We start from the raw sequence: 26,150 nt of genomic DNA on the forward strand, positions 1-26,150 counted from the left end.
CGCGATTGGGAACGGGCCGCCTCGCAGGCGGCCTTTTTCGTGGGGAGAGGGCAATGGATTTCAAAGCAATCGGGTTGGGCTTGCTGTTCGCCCTGATGTGGTCCTCGGCCTTCACCTCGGCTCGGATCATCGTGGCCGAAGCACCGCCGATCCTGTCGCTGGCACTGCGGTTTGCGATGTCGGGCGCGATCGGCGTGGCCATCGCCTTGGCCCTCGGTCAATCGTGGCGTTTGACCCGCGGCCAGTGGCGCGCGGTTGTGGTGTTCGGGATCTGCCAGAACGCGCTCTATCTCGGGCTCAACTTTGTGGCCATGCAGTGGATCGAGGCCTCATTGGCAGCCATTATCGCCTCAGCCCTGCCACTGGTCGTGGCCCTTGTGGCATGGGTCATATTCCGGGAACGCGTGCCCCTTTTGGGCCTGATCGGTCTGGGCGCAGGATTTGCGGGCGTGGCGCTGATCATGGGCACCCGTTTGGAAGGGGGCGCAGACCTGACCGGCGTCTTGATGTGTCTGGTGGGTGTTGTTGCCCTGACAGCGGCCACGCTCAGCCTTCGTGGCGCGGCGGGCGCGGGGGGCAACCTGATGATGATTGTCGGCCTGCAAATGTGGGTCGGGGCACTGACCCTTCTGCCGGTCGGCTTAGCGCTAGAGACGTGGCAGGTCACGTGGTCCGCACGACTGATCGGTGCGCTGGCCTATACAACGCTGGTGCCTGGGCTGCTGGCCACGTGGGTGTGGTTCTTGCTGGTCGGTCGAATTGGCCCGACACCCGCCGCGACATTCCACTTTTTGAACCCCTTTTTCGGGGTGGTCGTGGCGTGGGCCCTGCTGGGGGAACGCCTTGGCCCGTTGGACTGGCTGGGCGTCGCTGTGATCGCGGCTGCGATCTTGGCCGTGCAGGTATCCCGTATCCGGGCGGCTTAGCCGATTGTGCCGGGGGTGTAGCCTACCTCGCCCCCGACCTGGGCGCGGTGCATCATGATGTGATCAAGGATTACACAAGCCGCCATCGCCTCGCCCACAGGCACGGCACGGATACCCACACAGGGATCATGGCGGCCCTTGGTCACGATGGTGGTGTCTTCGCCCGCCTTGGTGATCGTTCGACGTTCTGACAAAATGGAAGACGTCGGTTTGACCGCAAACCGCACCACGACATCCTGACCCGTCGAGATACCCCCCAAGATACCACCCGCGTGGTTCGATGTATACTCAGGCCCATTCGGTCCCATGATGATCTCGTCGGCATTGTCGCGCCCGGTCAACGCTGCTGCCGACATGCCCTCGCCGACCTCAACACCCTTAACGGCGTTGATCGACATCATCGCGGCGGCCAAATCAGTGTCCAGCTTGGCGTAGATCGGGGCCCCAAGGCCCGCCGGCGCACCGCGTACCGTGACCTCGATCACCGCCCCGACAGAGTTGTGATCATCCTTGCGCAACCAATCAAGGTGATCCGCCCATGCCTGCGCGGCCTCTGCATCTGGGCACCAAAAATCGTTCTGTGCAATCTGATCCCAATCAAACTTGGCCCGGTCAATCTGCAACGCGCCCATCTGGGTCATGTAGCCCGTGATCTGCACCTGTGGCGCGATCTGATCCAAGACGGCGCGGGCAATCCCACCGGCCGCAACACGGGCCGCCGTTTCGCGCGCAGAGGAGCGTCCACCCCCACGGTAGTCGCGGATTCCATATTTCTGCCAGTAGGTGATATCTGCGTGGCCGGGGCGGAACTTTTCGACGATGTCGCCATAATCCTTGGACCTTTGATCCGTGTTCTCGATCATCAACTGGATAGAGGTGCCGGTCGTCCTACCCTCGAACACCCCGGACAGGATACGCACGGCGTCGGGTTCTTTGCGCTGTGTCGTGTGTTTGGATTGGCCCGGTTTGCGTTGGTTCAGCCAGACCTGCAATCCCGCCTCGTCCACCGGCACACCGGGCGGCACACCGTCAACCGTGGCACCCAAGGCAGGACCATGGGATTCACCCCAAGTTGTGACGCGGAACAGGTGACCAAAGGTGTTATACGACATGAGCCTTCTCCTCTGTGGGGGGTGTAGCCAACCCCTGCGAATGGGGAAAGCCCCCAGCCTCATTGTTCCAAAAATACTCTCGGGGGTTTGGGGGCGGACCCCCAATAAAAAAGGCGCGAGGGTTTCTCGCGCCTTTTTCAATCACTTGGATGCGCAGGTTATTCAGCTGGCGCGCCCTTGGAGGCCTTTTTGACCGGTGCCCACAGGCGTTTGTTGGTCAAGTACAGCAGCACGGACAACAGGCCCAGCATGATGATAGCGGTGAAGCCCATTTGCTTACGCTCCATCATCTTGGGTTCGGCCGTCCACATCAGGAACGCTGCGACGTCTTTGGACAGGCTTTCAATGTCGGTCGGGGACCCATCATCGAATTCCGTGTCATCGCCCCACAGTGCGGGCGCCATGGAAATCCAACCACCTGGAAAGGCTTTGTTCTCGTACAAGATTGTACCAGCTTCTTCCTTCTCCTCGCCCGTATATCCGGCCAGCAGGGACGCGATGTACTCGGGTCCACCGATCCCTTTGACCAGCTGGTTGATCCCCAACCCATACGGACCGCTAAAGCCGGCGCGCGCCTTTGCCATCAAAGACAAATCAGGTGCGCCAGCGGACCGGACAGCAGGGAAGTGATCAGTCGGAGTGGCCGTGCGATAATCGCCCTCACCGTCGTTAAGGCTTGGGTCCCAAACCTCGAACGTTTCGGTGTAAGCCTTCATCTGATCTTCAGACAGACCCACGCCGCCTTCGTCTGCCAGCGTGCGGAATGGCACATACTGCAGACCGTGACAGGAGGCACAAATCTCGGTGTAGATCTTCAGGCCGCGCTGCAATTGGTTTTGATCCCAAGTGCCGAACGGGCCACCGAACGAGAACTCATAGTTGGTGACTTCGCCGGACTTGCCCGCTGCAAGGGCCGGAGCCCCTGCAAACGCAGCAAGTGTGACAGCGATAACGCCAAGTTTCTTAAACATCGGATGTTTTCCTTTGTCTCTTATTCAGCCGGGGTCGCTGCGGTATCACCCGCGGCACCCGATTTGGCGCTGGCTTTTTTGTTGAAGTCTTCTTCGATGGTCGCAGGCTGGGCCAGCGGCTTCTCGATCACGCCCAACAGGGGCAGGATGACCAGGAAGTACGCGAACCAGTATGTCGTCGCGACCAGTGCGATGTAGGGATAGATCCCCTCGGCTGGCATGGCGCCAACCCACATCAGGATGAAGAAGTCGACCACAAGGATCCAGAACCACCATTTGAACATTGGGCGATAGCGGCCCGAACGCACCGAGGACGTGTCCAGCCATGGGGCCAGAGCCATCACCACGATCGCACCGAACATCGCCACAACACCGAAGAACGCAGCATCTACGACACCGGCGGTCAGCCAGTTCACCGCGATCACCAACCACACTTCGTTATCGAAGGCGCGCAGGATGGCATAGAATGGCAAGAAGTACCATTCGGGCACAATGTGCGCCGGTGTCTGCAGGGCGTTCGCTTCGATGTAGTTATCGGGGTGGCCGAGGTAGTTTGGCATAAAGCCCACGACCGCGAAGAACACCGCCAGAACCACGGCCAGTGCGAACAAGTCCTTGATCACGAAGTAGGGCCAGAAGGGCAGCGTGTCTTTCTCTGCTTCGGCTTTCGAGGTGCGGCGCACTTCGACACCGGTCGGGTTGTTGTTGCCCGTCGTGTGGAATGCCCAGACGTGCACGATCACCAGACCCAAGATGACGAAGGGCAGCAGATAGTGCAGCGACAAGAAGCGGTTCAGCGTGGCGTTATCCACGGCAGGTCCACCCAGCAGCCATGTCTGCAGCGCCTCGCCCACGAAGGGAACGGCACCAAACAGGCCAGTGATCACGGTCGCGCCCCAGAAGGACATCTGACCCCAAGGCAGAACGTAGCCCATGAAAGCCGTGCCCATCATCAGGACGTAAATCAGCATACCGATGATCCATGTCACCTCGCGCGGGGCCTTGTAGGACCCGTAGTAGAGGCCACGGAAGATGTGCAGGTACACGGCTACAAAGAACAGCGATGCGCCGTTTTGGTGGATGTAGCGCAGGGCCCAGCCGCCGTTCACGTTGCGCATGATATGCTCGACCGAGGCAAAGGCCAGATCAACGTGGGGGGTATAGTGCATCACAAGGACGATGCCGGTGATGATTTGCATGACAAGGCAGAACACCAGCACGATGCCCCAGATCCACATCCAGTTCAGGTTCTTGGGTGTGGGCAGCATCAGTGTGTCGTACATTAGCCCAACGATGGGCAGACGGGTGTGAAGCCATTTTTCGCCGTTTGACTTCGGCTCGTAGTGATCGTGGGGAATTCCACTCATCAGGTCTTCTCCTTCTCTAGCCGAGTTGAATTGTTGTTGCGTCGATAAACGTCGCCGCCGGCACAGGCAGGTTGCGCGGCGCGGGTCCACGACGGATGCGGCCTGCGGTGTCGTAGTGCGACCCGTGGCATGGGCAGAACCACCCGCCAAAGTCGCCAGCGCCGTCTCCGATTGGCACGCAGCCAAGGTGGGTACATACGCCTTCCATCACCAGCCACTCGCCGGTTTCATCCAGTGCGCGGTTTTCGTCGGTTGCAGGGGCCGCGCCAAGATTGGCGTTGTTGGCGTCTGCGTCGACAAGCTCGTCTACGGAAACCGCACGTGCGGCCTCAATCTCTTCTTGGGTACGCCGGCGGATGAACACCGGCTTGCCCAAGAACAGCACCGAAATCTGGCTGCCGGCCGGAACGGCTGACACATCCACTTCGATAGAGGACAACGCCTGCACATCGGCGGATGGGTTCATTTGGTTGACCAATGGCCAGACCCCGGCACCAACGGTGACGGCGCCCACACCCGCGGTCGCGTAATAAAGAAAGTCCCGGCGGGACCCGCCTTGATCTTCTGCGTGTGACACGATGCTCTCCCGTGTGTTGTACGGGCCTATGGTACAGCCCAAATGGTTAGATACGCATTGCCCCACAGAATCTTGTGAGGCAGTCCTGCGGCGTCATAGCAGGAGGTAACGGTCAGGCTAAAGCTGACAAACGCGCACAGCCGTGTCGGATTGTCGCAGCAGCGCCATTTGCACCTAATGCCCGTGTCAAAACACGACTTTTCCCAGCTTTTTAGCGCAATTCTACATGATGCAGTTAGAGCAAGGACATCGGTCGGCAATGCTGCTGACACATGGCTGCGTCGTTTTTGCCCGATATGTCGTGCATGACTGGTGTCACTTATGGCGCAAGGCGGCCCCCGGAACCCTGTCACCTCACAGGTCCCGCGCCATTTCACGGTGAGGGATGCCCGCATCGTCGAATTCCGGTCCATAGGCGGTGAAGCCGAGACCTTCGTAAAAGGGGATCGCCGTGACCTGACTGCCCAGCACCGCGCGGGTGAAGCCTTGGGCGCGCAGCATCGCCATGACCTCGCGCATCAGATAACTGCCCGCCCCGACACCGCGCGCCGACGCCAAAACTGCGACACGCTGGATCTTGGCCGTCGTTGGATCAGAGGCGCTGATCCGCAGGGTGCCGATGGCCTGATCGTGGTGGCACAGCAGATAGTGCTGGCAGGCGTCGTCCTTGCCGTCGATCTCTTCGGCCTCGGGCACGCCTTGCCCCTCGACAAACACGTCGCGGCGGATGGACTGGCACAGGGCGATATCCCGCGTCAGACGCACCTTCACGGTGCTGTGGCCTGCATTGCGGGGCGCTTGGCAAACTCTGCCTCCCACGCGGCGAGGGCATCGCGGCCCGCGCGCCACCCCCGGTCATCGTGACGAAAATCCAGATACCCAAGGGCGCAGGCCACTGCGACTTGCCCCATATCGAGCGGCCCGTGCAGATGGCTCATCCAGCGGGTGTTCAGCGCATCTAGGGACCGGGTGACCTTGACCCACTGCGCGTCCAGCCATGCGTCCCACACCAATCCGACCGGTTCGCGCAGACGCTTTTCGTAGGTAATACCGACCGCGGCATCCATGATCGCGTCCGCCGTCGCCTCGACGGTCAGACAATCCCAAAGGCGTGCTTCGGGGTACAGATTTGATTTTGCTCGAAAATCCAGAAACCGCGTGATAACCCGACTGTCGTAAAGCGTTGGCCCATCGGTGCGCACAAGGGCGGGGATCTTGCCCGTGGGGTTGGCCGCGTTCAGCGCAGGCTCTCCGCCCATGGGGCTGGCGCTGACATCACGCACCGTCACATCCGCAGTATCAGTTTCCAAGATCAGCACGCGCGCCTTGCGCGCAAACGGCGACGCGCCGGATGACAGCAATTCCATGGTCGTTCCCCCCAAATGATACGCAAAGCCTAGCGCGTCATTCTGTCACATGAAAGGGGCCGCGCATCAGGGCGGACAGAATTTTCACTTCCTGCCCGATGCCGTAGGCCGCCATGTGATCGGCAGCCGCCTCGCGCGCGGCGTCGGGTTTGTTCTGGCCCAGCTTCCACGTGCCCTCTACAGACGTGACGCGAAACCGGCAGGGCACGATCTGGCGCATCATGCGGTCCAAAACCTCGGGCGTCATTTTGTCGGCATTCCAAGGCTCTTTCGGTAAAATCCCTTCAAAATGAGCGGCTTGCCGGTCCAGCATCGCGCGCATCTCTGCCTGCGGGCGACGTTCCAGCATGCCGCGCAGATGCACCGCGACGTAGTTCCATGTCGGCACTTGATCCGGCACCCCGTACCAATCGGGCGAGACATAGCTGTCGGGTCCACTGACCGCGATCACGGCCTTTTGCGGGGCGTCCAAGGCGCGCAAAATCGGGTTCGAGCGCATCAGGTGCAGATCCGCCATGTCCCCGTCCAGACGGAACGGAACATGGGACATCAGGGGGCCGTCTTCCCCGTTGATCGACAGCACACCAAAGCCCCGTTCAGCGGCAAAGGCCGCGTTCTGCGCCACATCGGTTTTGCGAAAGGCGGGGTTAAGATGCATCGGAAACCTGTGGAAACAGAGTGACCGCATCGCCCGGGCGCCACGCCGGATACTTGGTCATGACCGACACAAACAGGGGATCAACTTCGAAATTTTCGACCCATTGCATAACCGCCGACCCGTGCATGTTTCCGCACGCGTCGAGGTCGACCCGTGCATATTGTCGCGCGAATGGCAAAATCGCCATGTCCGCAAGGGTCGGTCGCGCCCCGAACAAGAAGGGGTCCAGCCGCGCACCCCACCGGTCCATAATCGCCGCCGCATCGGCATGGTGGTGGGCCGGGTCCACCCCGGGATAGCGGTTGGGATATTTGTAGCGGTCGAGGGCGACCTTGAACGCACCGTCACATTCCGCGATCAGATCCCACCCCTCGGCGGGCATGTCCAACCACCCTTCGGGATCGGTCTGGGCCAAGGCCCACCGCATGATGTCCAGACTCTCGTCGATCACCTGCCCGCCCAGGTCAAGGCAGGGCACAGTGCCGGAGGGCGAGACCGCCAGAAACGCCGCCGGTTTATCCCGCAGCACAACCTCGCGCAGGTCCACCTGCACCCCCGCGACCTGCAAGGCGAGGCGCGCGCGCATGGCGTAGGGGCAGCGACGAAAGGACCACAGGATCGGCATGCCTCTGGTTTTGACAGCGAATCGCGCGCAAAGAAAGCCATGACCAACGACCACCTTGCCAGTTTGCTGAAAATCGGGTCCGCCGCCTGCGTCGTGGCCCTTGGCATGTGCGTGCACAAAGCGGCAGAGCATGTGACGATTGCCCAAGTCATGGCCTTTCGCGCGGGCGTGTCGCTGGTGCTGATCATCGGGTGGGCGCTGGCCTCGGGGCAGCGACACCGGATGGCCCCCCGCAATCCCCGGATGCACCTCGTGCGGTCGGTCATGGCGGCGGCGGCCATGTATCTGGTGTACCAAGCCTACGCGGCCCTGCCCATCGCCCTGGCCCAAACCATCGTCTACCTTGCGCCGGTTCTGATGTTGCCCATGGCAGCCCTGATGTTGAAAGAGGCCGTGACCCCCCGCCTGATCCTCGCCGTGGCCAGCGGGTTCATCGGGGTGCTGATCGTTCTGGGCGTGTCCCAGACCATCGGGCCCGGCGCCCTGTGGGGGGCCACGGCGGGGCTGTTGTCCGCCGTCCTGATCGCGGGCATCCAGATCAAGGTGCGCAGCATGATGGCCACGGAAACCCCCATCTCGGTGGCCTTGTCGTTTTCGGTCATCGTCACGGTGATCGCCGTGCCCGTGGCCCTTTGGGTCGGGTGGCAGCCGGTCAGCCCACAAACCGCCGTCTGGCTGTGCCTTGCGGGCCTGTTCGGCGCGGGCACCCTGGTCCTGAACACCGAAGCCACGTCCCGCATGGACGTCAGCCGCCTTGCCCCGCTGGAATACACCGGGCTGATGGTGGCCCTTGCGCTGGACTGGTGGGTGCTGGGCTATGCGCCCACGTGGATCAGCCTGCTGGGTGCGGCATTCATCGTGGGCGGCGCGTGGTTGGCGATGGTCAAACGCGGGTGATGAGGCCCTGTGGCGGTAGGTTGTTGGCCCGCAAGAATGCGTGTGACAGCACAGAAGCAAAGAGACACGTGGGCAGTTTTTCGATCACGCCGTAAACCAGATCCAGAACAAGGTTTTCAACGGGAAGGATGCCTTGGACGGTGAGCATCGTGACAGGTGCGACCCATAAAACGGCATAAGCCAACGCCCACAGTCCGATCCAGCCCCCAACAAACGGTATCTGCTTTGCCTGCACCGCAATTGCTGCCGCGCCCCCAATGTTCCGATGCAACATACGCGGTAGGATCATTCCGAACACTGCAAGCGATAGCCACAACATGGAAGAAGACAGCAAAGTCAGCGCAACAAGTTGACCTTCGTTTGTCAGGCTTGATCCCTGCACAATCACACGAGACACGTACACAGCCCCAGCAATCCAGATCGCGGATAGTGCGATCATGGCGAAATCCGGATTTGGCATTTTGTCTTCGCGCGCGGGTTTCGTCCACGACACATGTTCCCCGGTCAAGATGACGGCATGGGCGTAAAAGACGATTACCCCGTGGACCACCAAGATGTAAAAGATCATGAACAGGGCACTTGACGTGAGATAGTCACCAACGACCAGTATGCCCTCCAGAAAAATGATCACTGGAACCAATCGCAAGAATGCTTGAAAGCCCGGTCTAAACGTGTGCATCTACGGCGCCCTTTAGCTGTGTTTCCTGCACACCAGTGATGCGGGTTTGCACAACCTGCCCCTCGGGCTGGTCGGTGTCAAACACCACCTCGGCGAATTGCGCGGTGCGGCCCATGCGGGGGTTTTCCATCAAGACGTGGTGCGTCTGGCCCAGCTGCGCAGTCAGGTGGCGGGTCACTTGGCGGTCCCCCGCCGCGCGCAGTTGGGCCGCGCGGTCCTTGATCAGGCGGCCATCCACCGGGGGCATCTTGGCGGCGGGCGTGCCCGCGCGCGCGGAATAGGGGAAGACGTGCAGCCATGTCAGATCACATTCCTGCACCAGCGCCAGACTGTCGGCAAAATGCGCCTCCGTCTCGGTCGGGAAGCCCGCGATGATATCGGCCCCAAACGTCATGTCCGGGCGCAGGCGCCGTGCCTCTTGGCAAAAGGCTATGGCGTCCCCGCGCAGGTGTCGCCGCTTCATCCGTTTCAGGATCAGGTCGGCCCCGTGTTGCAGGGACAGATGCAGGTGGGGCATCAGGCGCGGCTGGCCCTCGATGGCCAGCATCAGGTTTTCGTCCACCTCGATGCTGTCGATGGAGCTGATGCGCAGGCGCGGCACATCCGTCAGCTTGAGGATCCGCATGACCAGATCGCCCAGACGCGGGGTGCCGGGCAGATCCGCGCCCCAGCTGGTCAGGTCCACGCCGGTCAGAACGACCTCGTTATAGCCACGTTCCACCAGACGGTTGATCTGATCCACCACCACGCCCGCAGGCACGCTGCGCGAGTTGCCGCGCCCGTAAGGAATGATGCAGAATGTGCAGCGGTGATCGCAGCCGTTTTGCACCTGCACGTAGGCGCGGGACCGGGTGCCAAAGCCGTCGATCAGGTGTCCCGCCGTTTCCGTCACGGACATGATGTCGTCCACCTGCACGGGTTCCGTGCCGCCCGTGGCCAGGCCCCCCCATGTGCCCGCCTGCATCTTTTCGCTGTTGCCGATGACGTGGTCCACCTCTGCCATTTCGGCAAAGCTGTCGGGGTCCGTTTGCGCGGCGCAGCCTGTGACGATGACCCGAGCGTCGGGGTTCTGACGGCGCAGCTTGCGGATGTCCTGGCGGGCCTTGCGCACCGCCTCGGCCGTGACGTTGCAGGTGTTGACCACCACGATGTTGTCCAGGCCTGCGCCTTCGGCCAGTTCCTTCATCGCCTCGGTCTCATAGGCGTTCAGGCGGCAGCCGTGGTTGGAAAAGACGGGCGGTTTATAATTGGCGGTCATAGCCACACCCCGTCGAACACATGGGCCGTGGGGCCGGTCATCCAGACCCCGTCGTCGCGCCAATCAATGTGCAGGGTGCCGCCATCCAGATCAATGCGCACCCGGCGTCCGGTGATCCCACGGCGCGCGGCGGCCACGGCGGTGGCACAGCTGCTGGACCCGGAGGCGAGCGTGACGCCAACCCCCGTTCCCACACCCGCATGCGCAGGTGATCGGGGGCCTTGATGCTGGCGAACTGCACGTTGGTCCGCTCTGGAAACAGGGGGTGGTGTTCGGTGGCGGCGCCGCGCGTGGGCAGGTCGATGGCCTCGGCGTCGGTCACGAAAAAGGTGCAGTGGGGGTTGCCCATGCCCGTGGCCACCGGATCGCCGTCGAGGGGCAGGTGCAGGGTGTCGAGAGGTTCGGTCAGGGGCACATCCGCCCAGTCCAGCAGGGGCTGTCCCATGTTGACGGTGATCTGGTCGTCGTCCGCGCGCAGGGCGTGCAGGACGCCGCGTTCGGTGCGGATGGTCATCGCAGGCGCGGCGTTGTGCCGGAACCAATGCGCCGCGACACAGCGTGTGGCATTGCCGCAGGCCCCTGCCCGGCTGCCGTCGGCGTTCCAGAAATCAAGGCTGATATCCGTATCCGCCCCCGCCCGAATGACCGCCAGCTGGTCAAAGCCCACACCGCGATGCCGGTCCCCCATGGCGCGCGCAAGCCCCGCATCCACGCGCGGACCACAGGCCCGTTCGTCAATAACGACAAAGTCATTGCCCAGCCCGTGCATTTTCATGAAGGGCAGGCCCGTGCGAGTCATTGTGTCCTGCATGGCCCGGATATAGCCGCGCTTGCGACGTTTTGAAAGGTGCCGAGATTTTCCTGCGAATCCGGGTTGACGGGTGGGGGGCCTGACGATACCTACCCGCCCAGTGGGCCGTTAGCTCAGTTGGTAGAGCAACTGACTTTTAATCAGTGGGTCGCAGGTTCGAACCCTGCACGGCTCACCACTAATATCATTATGTCGCACGACAGCAGTTCGTGAGAGTTTGACACAGTTTTCGCACTTTTCGACACTGGGTCGTGAACTTAGGCAGTTTCGAACTGAACCGACCTGGTTCTACCGGAGACTGTTTAGTTGGTATTTCAAGCTGCGATTTTATCTGATTTCAAGGTTTGTTCGTATCGTTCCTCCGCTTCGATTGGCGTGATGTAGCCGAGAGGCTCAAGCAGGCGTTCGCTCTTGAACCAATCGACCCATTGCAGGGTTTCCCATTCGACCTGATCTATGGACCTCCACGGACCCAGCCGATTGATGACTTCGGTTTTGAACAGGCCGATGATTGTTTCGGCCAAGGCGTTGTCATAGATGTCGCCCACGCTGCCGACGGACGGTTCCAGCCCAGCATCGACCAAACGCTCTGTATATTTGATCGGCACGTATTTGGCCGCCGCGATCTGAATGGTGGGACAGTTTCTCAACAGGCCTGCGGGCATGGATTGCTTGTTCCAGTGCATCCAGAACGAACTGTGTGTCCTGCGTCGTCGATGCCTTCCAGCCAACGATGCGGTTGTCCGTATCGGTCTCATGCTGCTTGACCCAAATGCGCAGGCTGTCCCTGCTGCATCCAACCTGTCTCGAGAGATCGACAGGATTGCCGCCGATCTGCTCGCGTAGTCTGTCTCGTGACCCAAAACCAAACGCACCGCTCGCGCGCGCAGTTCATCTGGATAACGTGTTCCGTTCTTTGTCTTTCCCGTGACCCAGTATCCTTGCTTTTGGGTCTCCGGCACACAAGGGGCAGTTCACCCCGTCATAGCCCGTCTTTTTCATACTATTCAGAACGACATGATCCGTGTGTTGGGTGCCAGCATCCGCGCGGCCATCTCGGGTGGCGCGGCGGCTGTTATCCCATCCAGCAAAGCTGTCGGTTCAACGCCTTTGTTTGGCAGGTAGATCGCACATACTTCGACCGTGGCCCCACTTTGCATGATGTTTTGCATCAATCCCTGTGGGCTCATAGCGCGCGGCGCTTGTGGTGCCGTGGCAGAGGCCGGTGCCTCCTTTAGCGCAAGGTCACCAGCTGGTCCGCAAAGTAGGATATGCGCGTTTGATCCCTGCTGCATGGACTGCATGGTGAGCACCATACTCATCAGCTGGGTTTGCGGCTCCCCAGAAGTGAGGATCGTCACGAGGTTCGGGGTATCGTCGGCCTGGGCGACGGAGCTGAGGCCAAGTGCAGTTGTTAATGCGAGTAGAAACGTCTTCATGGGTGTTCTCTCTGATGTAGGGGAAAGGTTGGAGGCGAAACGGCTTAGGCATCGTTGCCGAGGTCCACAGTGCGCAGATACGGGCGGATTTCCTCGAACCCTTGCGGAAACTTCGCCGTCGCCTCTGCATTCGACACAGATGGCGGGATGATCGCGCGGTCGCCGGGCCGCCAATCGGCAGGAAGCGCGACGCCCTTTGCATCACCCGTCTGCAACGCATCGATCACACGCAGGATTTCATCGAAGTTGCGCCCGACACTCATCGGGTAGGTCATCGACAAACGCAGCTTTTTGTGAGGGTCGATGATGAAGACGGACCGAACGGCGGCCGTTTCAGATTCACCGGGATGAAGCATTTCATAAAGCTTCGCGATCTCACAATCCGGGTCTGCAACAATGGGGAACCGCAATGTTGTGTTCTGGGTGTCGTTCACATCCTCGATCCATTTAAGATGCTCACTCACCCCATCAGTGCTGAGGCCAATCGGTTTTACACCGCGTTTGGCAAAGTCTTCGGCCAGTTGTGCTGTACGCCCCATTTCGGTGGTGCAAACGGGCGTAAAATCTGCCGGGTGGCTGAAAAAGAATGCCCAGTCCTCCCCGATCCAGTCGTGAAACGAGATGGGGCCGGTTGTGGTGTCTGCCTTGAAGTCAGGAACAATGTCGCCAAGCAGAAGTGTCATCTTGCTCTCCTTTGGTTGTCTGAGCCTGAATTAGGAGCCGCCCCGCCGGAGTTCAGTGACAATGTCACTCAACGTGCAGAAAGATATACTTACAATATAAGTTTTTGGTAAGGGGATGCTATGAAACTGACGTCTTACACGAATTTCGCCCTGCGGTCCTTGCAGCTGGCCGCACTCAAATCCCCTGAATTGATCCGGGTTGATGATGTCGTCCGCGTCCATGGGTTGGCCCGGCCGCATATCGTCAAGATCGTGCATGAACTCGGCCTTGCGGGCTATGTCGTCACGCAACGGGGCCGCAATGGCGGGTTCCGTCTGGGTAAGCCTGCCGAAGAGATTGTGATTGGCGATGTCGTGCGTTTGACGGAAGGTCCGCTGGACCTTGTTGAGTGCTTCAATCCAGAAAAAAACACCTGTCCGCTGATTGGTGTCTGTAAACTGTCTCGCGCTCTGCAAAAAGCGACACGGGCGTTCATGGACGTCTTGGATGATCTGACGCTCGCCGATATTGCGGCGAACCGGGACGACCTGTTGGGACGCATTGCTCCGCTTGAGGAGGGCATCGTCGCACCGATGCGTAAAGCACGATGATCGCCGATTGGACCGAGCGGTTTCAAGGCACTGCCGCCTTGCCGCGTCCTGTCCGGGATCGACTGTTGAGGGTTGCGCGCACCATCGAAATGCCAAAGGGCGCACAGGTTTTTGGTCCGACGAATATACCAGACAGCCTTTTCTTTCTGTACGATGGCCGCATCCGTGTCTCGCAAAGCTCTGATACGGGCCGGGAGATCGTGCTCTATCGCGTTGACGCCGGTGAAAGTTGCGTTTTGACGACCGCCTGCATGTTGGCCGAAGAGGCATACAACGCGGAGGGCATCGCGGAGACTGATATCACCGCCATCGTTCTGCCAAAGCCCGCGTTTGACAGGCTGGTGGCCGAAGAAGAGGCGTTTCGCAAATTCGTCTTTGCTGCCTATTCCCGGCGGTTGATTGACTTGCTACGTGTCGTGGATGACGTCGCTTTTGGGCATATGGACGTGCGTTTGGCTGAGCGTCTTTTGGATCTGGCGGGCGATTTCAGAGAGATCGCGGCCACACATCAGCAGCTGGCCAGTGAACTGGGCACCGCGCGCGAGGTCATCAGCCGTATCCTGCAGGATTTCCAGAAGCGTGAGATGATCGCGCAATCGCGTGGCCGAATTGCTTTACTGGATAAACCGGCGCTGAAAGAGCTCGCCGCCTCAGCCTGATATTCAGCTTTCTGCATGTTAAGTGACAATGTCACTGAAGCGGAGAAATCAAAGTTATATCTGTTCTTCAAGTTATCAGATTGGAGAATACGATGACCAGCAATGTCGGAACCATTGACCGCATCCTTCGCGCAGGACTTGGCGTTGGATTGCTGTACCTGGCCTTTCTGAGCGGATTGCCCGCTTTTGATGGTGCCATCCTGAAGTATGGCGCAGCGATTGTCGGGGCTGTGATGCTGATCGTTGCAGCAACCCGCGTGTGCCCGATCTACTCGATCTTTGGCTTCAAGACCTGCCGGGCCTAAGACCATGGAAACGGCGTTCACACCTTTCGCGTCCCTGGGGGGCGGCCTGCTCATTGGCCTCGGAGCGGTTCTGCTCATGCTCGGCCTCGGACGTATCTTTGGGGCCACCGGAATCTTGTCTGGTGCAGTATTCGTCGAAAGCCGGGATGAGATGACGTGGCGCTTGGCGTTGATCCTCGGCATGATCCTCGCGCCTGGGCTGATCTTTGCGGTCACGGGCGCGATGCCCGCGCTGACGGTCCCGGTTAGCCCCGCGATGATCATTGTCGGCGGCGTTATTGTCGGCCTTGGCGCAAGCCTGGGATCCGGCTGCACCTCCGGTCATGGGGTCTGCGGCCTATCGCGGCTGTCGCTCCGTTCGCTTGTGGCAGTGCCAACCTTTATGGCGACCGCCGCCATTACCGTTTTGCTGATCCGTCACGTGTTCGGAGCCTAAGATGAAGCACCTTTTTGCACTCCTGACCGGCCTTGTCTTTGGCACAGGCATCGCGATCTCTGGCATGATGGACCCGGCCAAGGTTCTGAACTTCTTTGATATCATCGGGACATGGGACCCCAGCCTGATGTTTGTCATGGGTGGTGCGTTGATCGTGACATTTGTCGGGTATCGGCTGGTTTGGCGCCTGCGCAAACCGCTGTATGGGCAGCGCTTTCAAGTGCCAACTTCGACGCTCATCGACACCAAACTCATCGGCGGATCGGCCCTGTTTGGCATCGGATGGGGCATCGCGGGCTTTTGCCCAGGCGCTGCCATCCCCGCACTTGGGACAGGCCGATGGGAAGTCGCCCTTTTTCTGATTGCCGTGACAGCAGGTTTCTACGTCCGCCGTCTGCTGCCCGCCGCGCCAGACAAGGCCGCGACCTAGACACTAGACTTTGCTTTTGGAGGAAACAGCATGACTTACCCCGTCAATATGGACATCAAGCCAGACGTTCAGGCCTTCTTTGATGAAGCCACGAACACGATCAGCTACATCGTGAAAGACCCATCATCGAACGCCTGCGCCATCGTCGACAGCGTCATGGACATCGACTACGCGGCCGGGCGGATCACCTATGATCATGCAGATGAGCTGATCCGCCGGATCGAGGCGCAGGGCTTGAAGCTGGAATGGATTATCGAGACCCATGTTCACGCCGACCACCTGAGCGCGGCGCCCTACATTCAAGACAAGCTGGGCGGCAAGATTGGCATCGGATCCAAGATCATGGTGGTGCAGGATACCTTCGGCAAAGTCTTCAACGAAGGCACCGAGTTCCAGCGCGACGGTTCCCAATTTGATGCCCTGTTTGAAGACGGTGATACCTATCAGATTGGCAATATGCAGGCCTTCGCGATGTATACGCCCGGCCACACGCCCGCTTGCATGGTACATGTGATGGGTGACGCGGCCTTTGTGGGCGATACCCTGTTTATGCCTGATGGCGGCTCTGCGCGTTGCGACTTCCCAGGTGGCTCAGCAGAAGAGCTTTATGAAAGCATTATGAAAGTCCTGGCATTGCCGGACGAGACACGACTGTTCATGTGCCACGACTACGGCCCCAATGGGCGCGATATCCAGTGGGAGACCACTGTCGGCGATGAGAAAGCGCACAACATCCACGTGGGCGGCGGCAAGACGAAGGAGGAATTCGTTAAGTTCCGCACCGAACGCGATGCGCAGCTGGATATGCCAAAGCTGATCATCCCGTCCTTGCAAGTGAACATGCGCGCGGGCGAGGTGCCGACCGACAAGGACGGCAACCCGATGCTCAAAGTGCCGGTAAACGGACTGTGAGGAGCAGACAGATGGATATCAAGAAAATCACTGACAAGACCTCTGTCTCCCCGCAGATCACAGCTGAGGATATGGCCGAGATCAAGGCTGCAGGATTCCGCGCCATCATTTGCAACCGCCCAGACGGCGAAGGCGCGGATCAGCCAAGTTTCGAAGAAATTGAGGCGGCTGCAAACGCCGCTGGACTCAAAGCGGCATACGTTCCTGTGCAATCGGGGATGGTGCAGGACGCAGATGTCGATGCGTTTGGTACAACGCTTGCCGATCTGCCACGCCCGGTGCTGGCGTATTGCCGGACAGGCACGCGGTCGGCCACGCTTTGGTCCTTTCATGAAAGTAAGAAGCGGCCCATGCCCGAAATCCTCGCGGCGACCAAAGCTGCAGGCTATGACATGAACGGCGTGGCCAGACGGATTGCGAATGGGGGCAAAACCCCAACTGATACCGGCGACGCCCAGTATGACGTGGTGATCGTTGGTGGCGGTGCTGGCGGTGTCTCTGTGGCAGCCAGCCTGCAGTCTCGGAAATCGAACCTGTCGATTGCCATCATCGACCCTGCGGACATTCACTATTACCAGCCTGGCTGGACGATGGTCGGCGGCGGAATCTTTGAGGCGTCTGATACCGCCAAGACCATGGGCTCGCTCATTCCGCGTGGCGTGAAATGGATCAAGTCAGCGGTGGCTGCGTTTGAGCCTGAGAACAACGCGGTCATCCTCGATGGGTGTCGGGTCGTGAAATATGACCGGCTGGTCGTATGCCCTGGTCTAAAGCTCGACTGGGAAGCCGTCGCAGGTCTTGAAGAAACGCTCGGGCGCAATGGCGTGACTTCAAACTATCGCTACGACCTTGCGCCCTACACATGGCAATTGGTGCAAGAGTTGAAAGAAGGCCGTGCGCTCTTCACCCAGCCACCGATGCCTATCAAATGTGCGGGCGCGCCGCAAAAGGCGATGTATCTGTCCGGCGACGCCTGGTTCCGCAACGGGGCGCTTAAAGACATCGACATTCAGTTCATGAATGCCGGCGGCGTGTTGTTTGGTGTGAAAGACTACGTGCCAGCCTTGGAGAAATACGTCGAGAAATACGATGCGACGCTTAACTTTTTCCACAATCTGGTAGCCGTGGATGGCCCTGCAAAAACCGCGACCTTCAAGATCGCCCGGCCGGACACGGATCCCGAGACCGTCACGGTTGATTTCGACATGATGCATGTCTGCCCGCCACAGGTCGCTCCCGACTTCATCCGCGTGTCTCCACTCGCCGATGCAGCAGGTTGGGTTGATGTCGATCAGGCCACGCTGCGCCACAAGAGCTTTGACAACATCTGGTCGCTTGGCGACGTGATGAATGCGCCAAACGCCAAAACAGCTGCTGCGGCGCGCAAGCAGGCACCCACGGTCGCAGACAACATCGTCGCCGACATCGCGGGCCGCTCACCCACAGCTGCCTATGACGGTTACGGGTCCTGCCCGCTGACCGTCGAACGGGGTAAGATCGTGCTGGCGGAGTTTGGCTATGGCGGTGTGCTTAAGCCCAGCTTCCCATCCTTCCTTCTGGACGGAACAAAGCCGACACGATTGGCCTGGTTGCTGAAGGAAAAAATGCTGCCGCCGATCTATTGGAAGGCCATGCTGAAGGGCAAGGAATGGATGGCCAAGCCAGAAAAACTCAAAGTTGCGGCGGAGTAACCCTTGATGACCTGACGCGCGCACGTCCCCTCCCTGTTGCACGCCTCTGGCGGGTGAGCTCATCCGCGAACAGATAAGCTCACCCCCATTTTTTGGATAATACCATGACCCAACTTCTACGCCGCTACATGCCGGTCTTTGACTGGGGGCGCACCTACAACCGCAAAGCGTTTTCCAACGACATGATCGCGGCGGTGATCGTCACGATCATGCTGATTCCGCAAAGCCTCGCCTATGCACTCTTGGCAGGTCTGCCGCCCGAGGCTGGGATCTACGCCTCCATCGCGCCAATCGTGCTCTACGCGCTGTTCGGGACAAGCCGTGCCTTGGCGGTTGGGCCGGTGGCTGTTGTCTCGCTTCTGACGGCTTCGGCCATCGGTCAAGTCGCAGAGCAAGGCACGGCGGGCTATGCGATTGCGGCGCTCACGCTCGCATTTCTATCGGGCGGTTTTCTGGTCTTGATGGGCGTTTTCCGGTTGGGGTTTCTGGCGAATTTCCTCAGCCATCCGGTCATTGCGGGGTTTATCACCGCCTCGGGCATTCTGATCGCGACCAGCCAGTTGAAACACATTCTGGGCGTCTCGGCCCACGGCCACACGCTGCCTGAGATACTGTTGGGCATCGGAACTCACCTGAACGAGGTCAACTGGATTACAGTCATCATTGGTGTGACGGCGACGGCGTTCTTGTTCTGGGTCCGCAAGGGCCTGAAACCGATGCTAAAGCGGCTCGGGGCCTCTGCAACGATGGCTGATATCGCGACCAAGGCGGGGCCTGTGGTCGCCGTCGTTGGCACGACTGTCGCAGTCTGGGCATTCGATCTGGCGGGGCAAGGGGTGAAAATCGTGGGCGAAGTCCCACAAAGCTTGCCGCCCCTGACTTTGCCCGGGTTCTCCCCTGACCTCTTGCAAGCGCTCTTGGTGCCCGCAATCCTGATTTCGATAATCGGCTTTGTTGAATCCGTGTCGGTTGCCCAAACCCTTGCCGCCAAAAAGCGCCAGCGCATCGATCCTGATCAGGAGTTGATTGGTTTGGGGGCTGCGAACCTTGGCGCGGCCTTTACCGGCGGTTACCCAGTGACCGGTGGCTTTGCGCGGTCTGTCGTAAACTTCGACGCAGGTGCGGAAACACCAGCCGCCGGAGCCTTCACCGCCATAGGCCTTGCGATTGCAGCTGTCTCGCTTACACCCTTGGTCTTCTTCCTGCCGAACGCCACACTGGCCGCGACAATCATCGTGGCGGTGCTATCACTGGTCGACCTGTCGATCCTCAAGAAAACATGGGCCTACAGCCGCGCCGATTTTACGGCCGTGGCCGCGACCATCGTGCTGACCCTCACGCTCGGCGTGGAAGTTGGTGTTGCGGCGGGTGTGATTACGTCCGTCCTGCTGCACCTTTACAAGACGTCGCGGCCTCATGTGGCTGAGGTCGGTCGTGTCCCCGGCAGCGAACACTTTCGCAACATTTTGCGCCACGAGGTCGAGACCGACCCGCGCGTGCTTTGCCTGCGGGTGGACGAGAGCCTCTATTTCGTCAATGCGCGTTTTTTGGAAGACCTGATCCAGTCCCGAGTGACCGACGGTTGCGAGATCGATCATGTCGTCCTGATGTTTTCTGCGGTCAATGAGGTGGACTATTCCGCCCTAGAAAGCCTGGAGGCAGTGAACGCGCGCCTTAAGGATATGGATGTCGGCTTGCATCTGTCCGAGGTCAAAGGCCCCGTGATGGATCGTTTGAAGCGGTCGCACCTGATCGATGATCTAAACGGCCAGGTATTCCTGTCACAGAACGACGCATGGACCACCCTGGCAGATCACCCGCGCGCCGCAGCAGAATAGAGCTCAACAAATGACAAAATCATTCGGAGGCCCATTTATGCGCCCTTTCATCCCAAGCAAACTTGAGCATATCGCCTTCGGCTTTCTGTTGTCCTGCTTCATGTCGCTTCTGATTTCTGGCGTGGCAACATTTCTGGCAGTCGGCTTCGCACCAGGTTCTGTAACGAGTTGGCTATCCGCGTGGCTATCATCTTGGGCCATTGCATTTCCTGCAGTCCTCGTTGTCGCACCTATAGTACGACGCATCCTGCGTCGGTTCGTTGTAACGTAAGGTGCTTGATAGAGGGCGAGAGAGTGGCACTTTGCAAGAAGCAAGGCTGTGTGCGGATAAGGTTGATTGGCCCCTCAGTCCGCGTCTGTCTTGATTAAACTGGTTACGGCGAAAACTTAGGTTGGGTTTGGGTGAGGAAGCCCTAGTCGAATGGCAGGTCTGGTGACATGCGCTGAACAGCAGCGATTTGGTTGCCTCAATCGCGAAGAAATACTGCGTCAGCAATAACCGCGCTTGCCCCCGTCCGCTCTTTGGTCATCTAAACAGATGGAACTACGCAGGTGCGACCAATGTCCGCCAATTGCGCTGCAAACGCAGCGATCTGGCACCCAATCGACTGGTCGCTATGGGCCGGACAGAACACCACGATCTGACGGATCTAAGAGGGTGCTGCGACCGATCTAATGGCAGCAACGAGCCCTTGTTGCACTTGTTTGCAAATGCGGCGAATGTCAGGCTTTCTGAGCGCGGGAGATGACGATGACACTGCCACAAGAGATGTCTGGCGTTGTCCTGACGGGTCATGGTGGCTCCGACAGGCTTGAATGGAGAGACGATTTGCCGGTTCCCGTCGCAGGGGACGCGGATGTCATCGTGCGCGTTCGCGCGGCGGGTGTGAACAATACCGACATCAACACACGCACAGCCTGGTATTCGAAAGGGGACGGCGCAGCAGACGACGCGAGCTGGTCTGGTGAGGCGCTGTCCTTTCCGCGCATACAAGGGGCCGATGTTTGCGGAGAAATCATTGCGGTGGGCAAGGCGATTGACGCGGTCCGGATCGGGGAACGCGTTCTGATCGAACCCTGAATACGGGAGGCGGACGGGCGCAGTCTTAAGACACCTTGGTATTTCGGGTCGAAATGTGACGGTGGCTTTGCCCAGTACACACGGGTTGCGGCGCGTCATGCGCACCCGATCAACAGCGGCCTGACGGATATCGAACTCGCATCATTTCCATGTTCCTATTCCACAGCCGAAAATATGCTGACGCGCGCAAATGTCGGTGCGGGCGAGACTGTTCTGGTGACGGGTGCGTCTGGCGGCGTCGGGTCTGCTGCTGTCCAGCTTGCACAGGCGCGCGGTGCGAAAGTCATCGCGCTCACAAGCGCGTCCAAAGCCGAACTACTCAAGGCGTTGGGCGCTGCAAAAACCCTCACGCGGGATGATGACTTTATCGCGGCGTTGGGTGCAAACAGCATCGACGTTGTTGTTGATCTGGTCGCCGGTCCGAAATGGCCGGGACTACTTGATGTGTTGCGCCCGGGCAGGCGGTACTGCGTCGCCGGAGCAATTGGTGGGCCGTTGGTGGAGCTTGATGTTCGCACGCTGTATCTCAAGGATCTGAGCTTTTTCGGCTGTACGGTCTTGGAGCCAGAGGTTTTTTCCAACCTTGTTCAGCGGATTGAGCGTGGAGACATCAAGCCCCTCGTCGCTGCAACATATCCTTTGGCTGATATCGCCGCGGCACAGGAGGCCTTTGGCAATAAAAGCCACGTCGGGAAAATTGTGCTCGAATTGAATTGACCTTCGCGCGTTCAGCAAACCCAACAGCTGACCTTTAGATAAAGGCCCGTAACGGCAACACTGTCCCGCACTGTGTGAATTCGTCGACGCCGTGATTGCGTAGTTGCGGTAAATGGCGGCAAGGGGGCTGCGGACGCCGCATCAAGACTGCATGACCAACGGCGGCACGGCGGCCTTTTACTAACTGAACCTATGAATTGGAGCGCTCCCCATCTGACCAGTGCTTGTTTTAAAGTAGTTTCTTTGCCCGTTTCGCCATTTCGTCAAAAGATACCGGCATCAAGTCCCATTGATCCACGCCAACATTGACCACGTTCCGCGACCCTTTCCACCTATCATGGATATGCCCAAACATCTGCAGGCTACCCTTTCGAGCGCCGTTCCAAGTGATCATTGGATCGTGACAAAGCGTATGCATAAATCCATCTTTGCCGTCCTTGACTTGCGAAATCTCCGCAATGCTGTCCCACGGCAGTGCTTGGGTATGCGCGAAACACGGAAATAGACCGCGATTAGGTACGCTTCTCATAGGCAGCACGTCTATCGCCCACCAGCCCCGCAAAACCATCGTCCAGAATGACCAAAGGCCAATCATCCACTAACAATCAAACCGGCCCACTCAGGTGGGGCTGATGTGTTGGTGTTGGGGCAGCATTTGGCCTTGGACGGACAGGCCTGACAATCGGATTTGAGAGCGCTATCGTTTCGGGCTTTCATGCCAACTGTGTTCCGGGCGGGGGCAGAATAATTGCGCCGGGTATGACCGAGCTCTTTACCTTCGGGACAGATGTATCAGTCATCGTCTTCGTCCCATGTGAAATCAGCGCGAGAGCATGTGCCGTCCTTGCGTTCTGAATTGTCAAAGACAGGAATGAAGGGGAGGATTTGCCGCTTAGCTGTCAACCAAACGAGGTTGTCAGATGACCCGTATACGGTATCGGCAGCGATCCAGTCTGGTTTGATGCCAAAGCACTCTTCTGTACGATCAATCCTTTTGCGCATTGCACGCACGTCTGCCTGCCGGATCGACCTCGAGGCATCCACATCCGCGATGATCCCGTGATCTATGTCGATGAGATAGTTATCCGAATAGGCAAAGAACGCAGGCGCTGTGCGCGCCGCAGACCACTGGCTGGCCGGATCAGCATGGGCGGTAGATTCAGATATGACCTCACTTGCTGCGCCAAAAGCCTCACCATCCAGAGCGTCGAGATACTCACGGGCCGCGCGTGGTGCGTCATTGGGTCTGTATCACGGGCCGCCCAGTCGTCACGGTTGCGCGAATTCTGCTTCTGAACAGCTGCGCTGACCAAACTGGCATCCGAAGGGCGACCGGTGTGGCTGTTAAAAACGGTCAGATGCTGCTCAGATCGACAAACCGATCAATCGACCGCAGCAGGTGCAATAGACGAATTTCGCGAACGGGTGCCTCACAAAACAGCATGCATGCGATCCTTCTGAAAGGCGAGCAGCTCTCAAGCGCGAGTCAGCGTAAACGGATCACTCAGAGCGCAAGGGCGTCCAAGAGGGCGTCCCGTTGGGCTTGCGCCTTGGGGATCGATTTCGTGATCTGCCCGCGTTGCATGATGTGGAAATGGTCGGCGTTACTGTAGGCGAATTCGAAGTTTTGTTCGACAAGTATGATAGCCAGATCGCCCCGGTCGCGCAGGAGGCGAATGGTCCGGCCAATCATCTGGATGATGTTGGGCTGAATTCCCTCGGTCGGTTCATCCAAAAGCAGCACCTTGGGGCGAGCGATGAGAGCGCGGGCAATGGAAAGCTGTTGCTGTTGGCCGCCAGACAAATCACCGCCGCGGCGGGTTTTCATTTCGGCGAGGACAGGGAAAAGGTCGAATATGTCATCGGGAATTTTGTGTTCCGATTTGGGCAGGCAGGCAAAGCCGGTTTCGAGGTTTTCTTCAACGGTCATCAGCGGGAAGATTTCCCGTCCCTGCGGCACATATCCGACACCCGCTTTGGCCGCCAATGCCGCACGGCCCGACGGCAACGCGACGCCGTCAAGCGTGATCGTCCCCCCCGAGAAGGGGTGGCGCCCGGCGATGGCTTTCAGCAGGCTTGTTTTGCCGACCCCGTTTGTGCCCGTCACGCAGGTGACCTGGCCCACAGGCGCGTTCAGGGTGATCCCGTGCAGGATCTGAGATTGCCCGTATTTCAGGTTTAGGTTCTCAATCTCCAGCATCGGTGCGCCCCAAGTATACGTCCACAACAGTTTGGTTCTTGGTAACATGATCCAGCGACCCTTCGGCCAGCACCGATCCTTCGTGGAGCACCGTCACCTTGCAGTTCAGTCGCCGCACGAATTCCATGTCATGTTCCACCACTATCACCGCGCGGGTCTCGGCGGCTTTCTTGAGGATGTCAGTGGTGTGCTCACGTTCATGTGCGGTCATGCCCGCAGCGGGTTCGTCGACCAACAACAAGCGGGGCGATTGCGCGAGCAGCATCCCGATTTCGAGCCATTGTTTCTGCCCATGGCTCAGCTCTCCGGCGGGGCGGGTCAGATGGTCGGTCAGGTTGATTTCGTCGGCAATCTGTTCAATTTGCGCGGCACCTTCGGTGTTCTTGCGATAGAACAGGACCGAGAAGGCACCGCGCGGGTTTTTGAGTGCCATGGCGAGGTTTTCGCGCACGGTTTGCGCCTCGAACACGGTTGGTTTCTGGAACTTGCGCCCGATCCCAAGCATGGCGATCTGGCTTTCTGACATGCCAATAAGAGAGCGGCTATCATCGCCAAACAATATGTAGCCTTCATCCGGTTTTGTCTTACCGGTGATGATGTCCATGAAGGTCGTTTTGCCCGCACCGTTGGGGCCGATCACGGCGCGCAATTCAGGTTCGCCGATCTGTAGGCTGAGGTTCTTGATCGCCTGAAATCCGTCAAAAGACTTGGAGATTCCGGACATTTCCAAAAGCGTACTCATGATTTGCGCACCAGTTTGTCAAAGAGGCCACCGATGCCTTTGGGGGCAAAGAGTGTGACCAGAACGAAGGTCAGGCCAAGCAGCACCAGCCACCAGTCGACCCAGTGGACCGTGTAAAAACCAAGGTTGATACTGGGTGCGCCGCCGCCTGTGAACCAGCTGGATAGAAGCGATACCACTGCCGCACCGATGACTGCGCCGTAAAGCCGACCGCGCCCCCCAATGGCGACCCAGACCGCCAGATAGATCGACGCGATGGGGGCAATTTCGGCCGGATTGATGATGCCCGCTTGTGGGTAATACAGCGCACCTGCGATGCCTGCGACAATAGCCGTGATGGTGAAGACGAAGAGTTTGTAGCTTTCGACATGGTAGCCGAGAAAACGCACGCGGGATTCATCGTCGCGGATGGCTTGGATGATGTTGCCGAGCTTGCTGTCGGTGATCCAGGCAAACAGAAGATACCCCAACGCGAGAGCGAGGGCAGAGCCGAGGAAGAACACGATCGAGATCACATCCTGCCCGCTGTCCGCAAAGCCCGGAATGTTTTGCAAGCCCGAAAGCCCGTTGTTGCCGCGCAGCCCGCTGTCGTTCTGGAACAGGTAAAGGGCGAGGGCCAGCGTCATGGCTTGGGTCAGGATCGACAGATAAACACCCGTGACACGACTGCGAAAGGCCAGCCAGCCAAAGACCAGTGCCAGCAGGCCGGGAATAACAACAACGAAAGCCATTTGGATAAACAGGTTGTCTGCGAAGGACCAGATCAGCGGGAACTCTGACGAGCCAACAACGCCGAATATCTGGTTACCGATGGCGTCGGACACTTCTTGCGGAGTTGGGGGGATGACCTGATTGGCGAGGCTTTGTGTCACGATGATTTCGGTGCGCGCATACATCAGCCACATCCCGATGGCGTAGCCTCCAATGCCGAAGAAGGCGAAGTGACCAAGGCTTAGGATGCCGCAATAGCCCCAGACGACATCCATCGCGATGGCGATCAGACACAGGCACAGGGTCTTGCCCAGCGTCTTAATGAACGAGGTTGAGATCAGGCCTGCGCCAGCCGCTTCGGACATGATCGTGACGACGGCGGTGAACAAGCCCAATGCTGCGAGAAAGTAGAGGACAGACGGATTGCGCCCGATGAATGATTTTCGCTGGCTGTGCGTCTGGGTCAT

The 26,150-nt window shown here is 59.1% G+C and carries 29 protein-coding genes, 1 tRNA gene and 3 pseudogenes; 15 read left to right on the plus strand and 18 right to left on the minus strand.

Annotated elements, in window-relative coordinates; all coding sequences use genetic code 11:
* The first annotated feature begins 53 nt into the window (after positions 1–53).
* Positions 54–926, plus strand: a complete 873-nt coding sequence (locus ACZ1G0_RS14825) for a DMT family transporter (RefSeq protein ID WP_472737645.1) — start codon at positions 54–56, stop codon at positions 924–926.
* Here the strand turns inward: ACZ1G0_RS14825 and aroC are convergent.
* The 8 genes from aroC to ACZ1G0_RS14865 all read right to left on the minus strand — a co-directional run bounded on the left by aroC (position 923) and on the right by ACZ1G0_RS14865 (position 7,603).
* Positions 923–2,038 (minus strand): chorismate synthase, encoded by a 1,116-nt coding sequence (gene aroC, locus ACZ1G0_RS14830; RefSeq protein ID WP_472737646.1) that lies wholly within the window; start codon positions 2,036–2,038, stop codon positions 923–925. The genes ACZ1G0_RS14825 and aroC overlap by 4 nt on opposite strands.
* 158 nt (positions 2,039–2,196) lie before the next feature.
* On the minus strand, positions 2,197–3,009 hold the full coding sequence (locus tag ACZ1G0_RS14835; protein ID WP_472737647.1) for a cytochrome c1: 813 nt from the start codon (positions 3,007–3,009) through the stop codon (positions 2,197–2,199).
* Between the two features lie 20 nt (positions 3,010–3,029).
* Positions 3,030–4,376 carry a cytochrome b gene (locus ACZ1G0_RS14840; protein ID WP_472737648.1) on the minus strand — a complete coding sequence of 449 codons (1,347 nt, stop codon included), beginning with the start codon at positions 4,374–4,376 and terminating at the stop codon, positions 3,030–3,032.
* A 16-nt stretch (positions 4,377–4,392) separates the two neighbouring features.
* On the minus strand, positions 4,393–4,953 hold the full coding sequence (gene petA, locus ACZ1G0_RS14845) for a ubiquinol-cytochrome c reductase iron-sulfur subunit (protein WP_472737649.1): 561 nt from the start codon (positions 4,951–4,953) through the stop codon (positions 4,393–4,395).
* A gap of 354 nt (positions 4,954–5,307) precedes the next feature.
* Positions 5,308–5,724, minus strand: a complete 417-nt coding sequence (locus ACZ1G0_RS14850) for a GNAT family N-acetyltransferase (protein ID WP_472737650.1) — start codon at positions 5,722–5,724, stop codon at positions 5,308–5,310.
* Positions 5,721–6,320, minus strand: a complete 600-nt coding sequence (locus tag ACZ1G0_RS14855) for a glutathione S-transferase family protein (protein ID WP_472737651.1) — start codon at positions 6,318–6,320, stop codon at positions 5,721–5,723. Before ACZ1G0_RS14855 ends, ACZ1G0_RS14850 begins: the two co-directional genes overlap by 4 nt.
* A gap of 37 nt (positions 6,321–6,357) precedes the next feature.
* Entirely contained in the window at positions 6,358–6,978 is a 621-nt protein-coding gene (locus ACZ1G0_RS14860; protein WP_472737652.1) for an FMN-binding negative transcriptional regulator, read from the minus strand.
* Complete coding sequence (locus ACZ1G0_RS14865; protein WP_472737653.1) at positions 6,968–7,603, minus strand: glutathione S-transferase N-terminal domain-containing protein; 636 nt, start codon at positions 7,601–7,603, stop codon at positions 6,968–6,970. Before ACZ1G0_RS14865 ends, ACZ1G0_RS14860 begins: the two co-directional genes overlap by 11 nt.
* A gap of 39 nt (positions 7,604–7,642) precedes the next feature.
* Here ACZ1G0_RS14865 and ACZ1G0_RS14870 point away from each other — a divergent pair, with 39 nt between their 5' ends.
* Positions 7,643–8,500: a DMT family transporter gene (locus tag ACZ1G0_RS14870; protein ID WP_472737654.1), complete on the plus strand. Its 858-nt coding sequence runs from the start codon at positions 7,643–7,645 to the stop codon at positions 8,498–8,500.
* On the opposite strand, the gene ACZ1G0_RS14875 is transcribed toward ACZ1G0_RS14870, so the two are convergent.
* From ACZ1G0_RS14875 to dapF, 3 genes and pseudogenes are all read right to left on the minus strand, one after another.
* The gene (locus ACZ1G0_RS14875; RefSeq protein ID WP_472737655.1) at positions 8,487–9,131 is read right to left on the minus strand and encodes a hypothetical protein; all 645 of its coding nucleotides are present in this window, start codon (positions 9,129–9,131) and stop codon (positions 8,487–8,489) included. The genes ACZ1G0_RS14870 and ACZ1G0_RS14875 overlap by 14 nt on opposite strands.
* A gap of 34 nt (positions 9,132–9,165) precedes the next feature.
* Positions 9,166–10,437: a tRNA (N(6)-L-threonylcarbamoyladenosine(37)-C(2))-methylthiotransferase MtaB gene (mtaB, locus tag ACZ1G0_RS14880; protein WP_472737656.1), complete on the minus strand. Its 1,272-nt coding sequence runs from the start codon at positions 10,435–10,437 to the stop codon at positions 9,166–9,168.
* Positions 10,434–11,248 (minus strand): annotated as a pseudogene (dapF, locus tag ACZ1G0_RS14885) (diaminopimelate epimerase). The gene mtaB and the pseudogene dapF overlap by 4 nt, the downstream one beginning before the upstream one ends.
* A 102-nt stretch (positions 11,249–11,350) precedes the next feature.
* Between dapF and ACZ1G0_RS14890 the strand changes: the two are divergent.
* Positions 11,351–11,426: transfer RNA gene (locus ACZ1G0_RS14890), tRNA-Lys, on the plus strand.
* Positions 11,427–11,562: 136 nt separating this feature from the next.
* Here ACZ1G0_RS14890 and ACZ1G0_RS14895 read toward each other — a convergent pair.
* Positions 11,563–11,986 (minus strand): annotated as a pseudogene (locus ACZ1G0_RS14895) (DDE-type integrase/transposase/recombinase); the annotation flags it as partial.
* Between ACZ1G0_RS14895 and ACZ1G0_RS14900 the strand changes: the two are divergent.
* Positions 11,882–12,094, plus strand: a complete 213-nt coding sequence (locus ACZ1G0_RS14900; RefSeq protein WP_472737657.1) for a hypothetical protein — start codon at positions 11,882–11,884, stop codon at positions 12,092–12,094. The pseudogene ACZ1G0_RS14895 and the gene ACZ1G0_RS14900 sit on opposite strands and share 105 nt — an antisense overlap.
* 161 nt (positions 12,095–12,255) lie before the next feature.
* Here the strand turns inward: ACZ1G0_RS14900 and ACZ1G0_RS14905 are convergent, their stop codons facing one another.
* The gene (locus tag ACZ1G0_RS14905) at positions 12,256–12,687 is read right to left on the minus strand and encodes a DsrE family protein (RefSeq protein ID WP_472737658.1); all 432 of its coding nucleotides are present in this window, start codon (positions 12,685–12,687) and stop codon (positions 12,256–12,258) included.
* 44 nt (positions 12,688–12,731) lie between these two features.
* Positions 12,732–13,370 (minus strand): peroxiredoxin, encoded by a 639-nt coding sequence (locus ACZ1G0_RS14910; protein WP_472737659.1) that lies wholly within the window; start codon positions 13,368–13,370, stop codon positions 12,732–12,734.
* A gap of 120 nt (positions 13,371–13,490) precedes the next feature.
* Between ACZ1G0_RS14910 and ACZ1G0_RS14915 the strand changes: the two genes are divergently transcribed.
* From ACZ1G0_RS14915 to ACZ1G0_RS14965, 11 genes are all read left to right on the plus strand, one after another.
* The gene (locus tag ACZ1G0_RS14915) at positions 13,491–13,961 is read left to right on the plus strand and encodes an Rrf2 family transcriptional regulator (RefSeq protein WP_472737660.1); all 471 of its coding nucleotides are present in this window, start codon (positions 13,491–13,493) and stop codon (positions 13,959–13,961) included.
* Positions 13,958–14,620, plus strand: coding sequence for a Crp/Fnr family transcriptional regulator (locus ACZ1G0_RS14920; RefSeq protein WP_472737661.1), 663 nt, complete (start codon positions 13,958–13,960; stop codon positions 14,618–14,620). The genes ACZ1G0_RS14915 and ACZ1G0_RS14920 overlap by 4 nt, the downstream gene beginning before the upstream one ends.
* A gap of 92 nt (positions 14,621–14,712) precedes the next feature.
* The gene (locus ACZ1G0_RS14925) at positions 14,713–14,925 is read left to right on the plus strand and encodes a YgaP family membrane protein (protein ID WP_472737662.1); all 213 of its coding nucleotides are present in this window, start codon (positions 14,713–14,715) and stop codon (positions 14,923–14,925) included.
* Positions 14,926–14,929: 4 nt separating this feature from the next.
* Positions 14,930–15,361, plus strand: a complete 432-nt coding sequence (locus tag ACZ1G0_RS14930) for a YeeE/YedE family protein (RefSeq protein WP_472737663.1) — start codon at positions 14,930–14,932, stop codon at positions 15,359–15,361.
* Between the two features lies 1 nt (position 15,362).
* Positions 15,363–15,791, plus strand: coding sequence for a DUF6691 family protein (locus ACZ1G0_RS14935; RefSeq protein ID WP_472737664.1), 429 nt, complete (start codon positions 15,363–15,365; stop codon positions 15,789–15,791).
* Between the two features lie 30 nt (positions 15,792–15,821).
* The gene (locus ACZ1G0_RS14940) at positions 15,822–16,703 is read left to right on the plus strand and encodes an MBL fold metallo-hydrolase (protein WP_472737665.1); all 882 of its coding nucleotides are present in this window, start codon (positions 15,822–15,824) and stop codon (positions 16,701–16,703) included.
* 11 nt (positions 16,704–16,714) lie between these two features.
* Complete coding sequence (locus tag ACZ1G0_RS14945; protein WP_472737666.1) at positions 16,715–18,394, plus strand: bifunctional protein tyrosine phosphatase family protein/NAD(P)/FAD-dependent oxidoreductase; 1,680 nt, start codon at positions 16,715–16,717, stop codon at positions 18,392–18,394.
* A gap of 104 nt (positions 18,395–18,498) precedes the next feature.
* Positions 18,499–20,232, plus strand: coding sequence for a SulP family inorganic anion transporter (locus tag ACZ1G0_RS14950; protein WP_472737667.1), 1,734 nt, complete (start codon positions 18,499–18,501; stop codon positions 20,230–20,232).
* A gap of 37 nt (positions 20,233–20,269) precedes the next feature.
* Positions 20,270–20,503 (plus strand): DUF2798 domain-containing protein, encoded by a 234-nt coding sequence (locus ACZ1G0_RS14955; protein WP_472737832.1) that lies wholly within the window; start codon positions 20,270–20,272, stop codon positions 20,501–20,503.
* A 480-nt stretch (positions 20,504–20,983) separates the two neighbouring features.
* Positions 20,984–21,313, plus strand: coding sequence for an alcohol dehydrogenase catalytic domain-containing protein (locus tag ACZ1G0_RS14960; RefSeq protein WP_472737668.1), 330 nt, complete (start codon positions 20,984–20,986; stop codon positions 21,311–21,313).
* Between the two features lie 174 nt (positions 21,314–21,487).
* Positions 21,488–22,030, plus strand: coding sequence for a zinc-binding dehydrogenase (locus ACZ1G0_RS14965; RefSeq protein WP_472737669.1), 543 nt, complete (start codon positions 21,488–21,490; stop codon positions 22,028–22,030).
* A 795-nt stretch (positions 22,031–22,825) separates the two neighbouring features.
* Here the strand turns inward: ACZ1G0_RS14965 and ACZ1G0_RS14970 are convergent.
* The 4 genes and pseudogenes from ACZ1G0_RS14970 to urtC form a co-directional block, all read right to left on the minus strand.
* Positions 22,826–23,352, minus strand: a pseudogene (locus tag ACZ1G0_RS14970) (transposase); the annotation flags it as partial.
* Between the two features lie 182 nt (positions 23,353–23,534).
* Entirely contained in the window at positions 23,535–24,230 is a 696-nt protein-coding gene (urtE, locus tag ACZ1G0_RS14975; protein WP_472737670.1) for an urea ABC transporter ATP-binding subunit UrtE, read from the minus strand.
* A complete protein-coding gene (gene urtD / locus ACZ1G0_RS14980; protein ID WP_472737671.1) occupies positions 24,217–24,972 on the minus strand; it encodes an urea ABC transporter ATP-binding protein UrtD in 756 nt (251 codons plus the stop codon). The genes urtE and urtD overlap by 14 nt, the downstream gene beginning before the upstream one ends.
* The gene (gene urtC / locus ACZ1G0_RS14985) at positions 24,969–26,150 is read right to left on the minus strand and encodes an urea ABC transporter permease subunit UrtC (protein WP_472737672.1); all 1,182 of its coding nucleotides are present in this window, start codon (positions 26,148–26,150) and stop codon (positions 24,969–24,971) included. The genes urtD and urtC overlap by 4 nt, the downstream gene beginning before the upstream one ends.

The organism is Thalassobacter sp. HA4-2, from assembly GCF_055693705.1.

What these genes read in the sequence shown, in the direction of transcription:
- ACZ1G0_RS14825 (WP_472737645.1), top strand. Translation starts at nt 54, where the DNA reads ATGGATTTCAAAGCAATCGGGTTGGGCTTGCTGTTCGCCCTGATGTGG.
- ACZ1G0_RS14840 (WP_472737648.1), bottom strand. Translation starts at nt 4,376, where the DNA reads ATGAGTGGAATTCCCCACGATCACTACGAGCCGAAGTCAAACGGCGAA.
- ACZ1G0_RS14940 (WP_472737665.1), top strand. Translation starts at nt 15,822, where the DNA reads ATGACTTACCCCGTCAATATGGACATCAAGCCAGACGTTCAGGCCTTC.
- ACZ1G0_RS14855 (WP_472737651.1), bottom strand. Translation starts at nt 6,320, where the DNA reads ATGGAATTGCTGTCATCCGGCGCGTCGCCGTTTGCGCGCAAGGCGCGC.
- ACZ1G0_RS14860 (WP_472737652.1), bottom strand. Translation starts at nt 6,978, where the DNA reads ATGCATCTTAACCCCGCCTTTCGCAAAACCGATGTGGCGCAGAACGCG.
- ACZ1G0_RS14965 (WP_472737669.1), top strand. Translation starts at nt 21,488, where the DNA reads ATGCTGACGCGCGCAAATGTCGGTGCGGGCGAGACTGTTCTGGTGACG.
- ACZ1G0_RS14905 (WP_472737658.1), bottom strand. Translation starts at nt 12,687, where the DNA reads ATGAAGACGTTTCTACTCGCATTAACAACTGCACTTGGCCTCAGCTCC.
- urtC (WP_472737672.1), bottom strand. Translation starts at nt 26,150, where the DNA reads ATGACCCAGACGCACAGCCAGCGAAAATCATTCATCGGGCGCAATCCG.
- ACZ1G0_RS14910 (WP_472737659.1), bottom strand. Translation starts at nt 13,370, where the DNA reads ATGACACTTCTGCTTGGCGACATTGTTCCTGACTTCAAGGCAGACACC.
- aroC (WP_472737646.1), bottom strand. Translation starts at nt 2,038, where the DNA reads ATGTCGTATAACACCTTTGGTCACCTGTTCCGCGTCACAACTTGGGGT.
- ACZ1G0_RS14870 (WP_472737654.1), top strand. Translation starts at nt 7,643, where the DNA reads ATGACCAACGACCACCTTGCCAGTTTGCTGAAAATCGGGTCCGCCGCC.
- ACZ1G0_RS14955 (WP_472737832.1), top strand. Translation starts at nt 20,270, where the DNA reads ATGCGCCCTTTCATCCCAAGCAAACTTGAGCATATCGCCTTCGGCTTT.
- ACZ1G0_RS14835 (WP_472737647.1), bottom strand. Translation starts at nt 3,009, where the DNA reads ATGTTTAAGAAACTTGGCGTTATCGCTGTCACACTTGCTGCGTTTGCA.
- ACZ1G0_RS14950 (WP_472737667.1), top strand. Translation starts at nt 18,499, where the DNA reads ATGACCCAACTTCTACGCCGCTACATGCCGGTCTTTGACTGGGGGCGC.
- ACZ1G0_RS14925 (WP_472737662.1), top strand. Translation starts at nt 14,713, where the DNA reads ATGACCAGCAATGTCGGAACCATTGACCGCATCCTTCGCGCAGGACTT.
- ACZ1G0_RS14865 (WP_472737653.1), bottom strand. Translation starts at nt 7,603, where the DNA reads ATGCCGATCCTGTGGTCCTTTCGTCGCTGCCCCTACGCCATGCGCGCG.
- ACZ1G0_RS14935 (WP_472737664.1), top strand. Translation starts at nt 15,363, where the DNA reads ATGAAGCACCTTTTTGCACTCCTGACCGGCCTTGTCTTTGGCACAGGC.
- ACZ1G0_RS14960 (WP_472737668.1), top strand. Translation starts at nt 20,984, where the DNA reads ATGACACTGCCACAAGAGATGTCTGGCGTTGTCCTGACGGGTCATGGT.
- ACZ1G0_RS14915 (WP_472737660.1), top strand. Translation starts at nt 13,491, where the DNA reads ATGAAACTGACGTCTTACACGAATTTCGCCCTGCGGTCCTTGCAGCTG.
- ACZ1G0_RS14945 (WP_472737666.1), top strand. Translation starts at nt 16,715, where the DNA reads ATGGATATCAAGAAAATCACTGACAAGACCTCTGTCTCCCCGCAGATC.
- urtD (WP_472737671.1), bottom strand. Translation starts at nt 24,972, where the DNA reads ATGAGTACGCTTTTGGAAATGTCCGGAATCTCCAAGTCTTTTGACGGA.
- mtaB (WP_472737656.1), bottom strand. Translation starts at nt 10,437, where the DNA reads ATGACCGCCAATTATAAACCGCCCGTCTTTTCCAACCACGGCTGCCGC.
- ACZ1G0_RS14920 (WP_472737661.1), top strand. Translation starts at nt 13,958, where the DNA reads ATGATCGCCGATTGGACCGAGCGGTTTCAAGGCACTGCCGCCTTGCCG.
- urtE (WP_472737670.1), bottom strand. Translation starts at nt 24,230, where the DNA reads ATGCTGGAGATTGAGAACCTAAACCTGAAATACGGGCAATCTCAGATC.
- ACZ1G0_RS14930 (WP_472737663.1), top strand. Translation starts at nt 14,930, where the DNA reads ATGGAAACGGCGTTCACACCTTTCGCGTCCCTGGGGGGCGGCCTGCTC.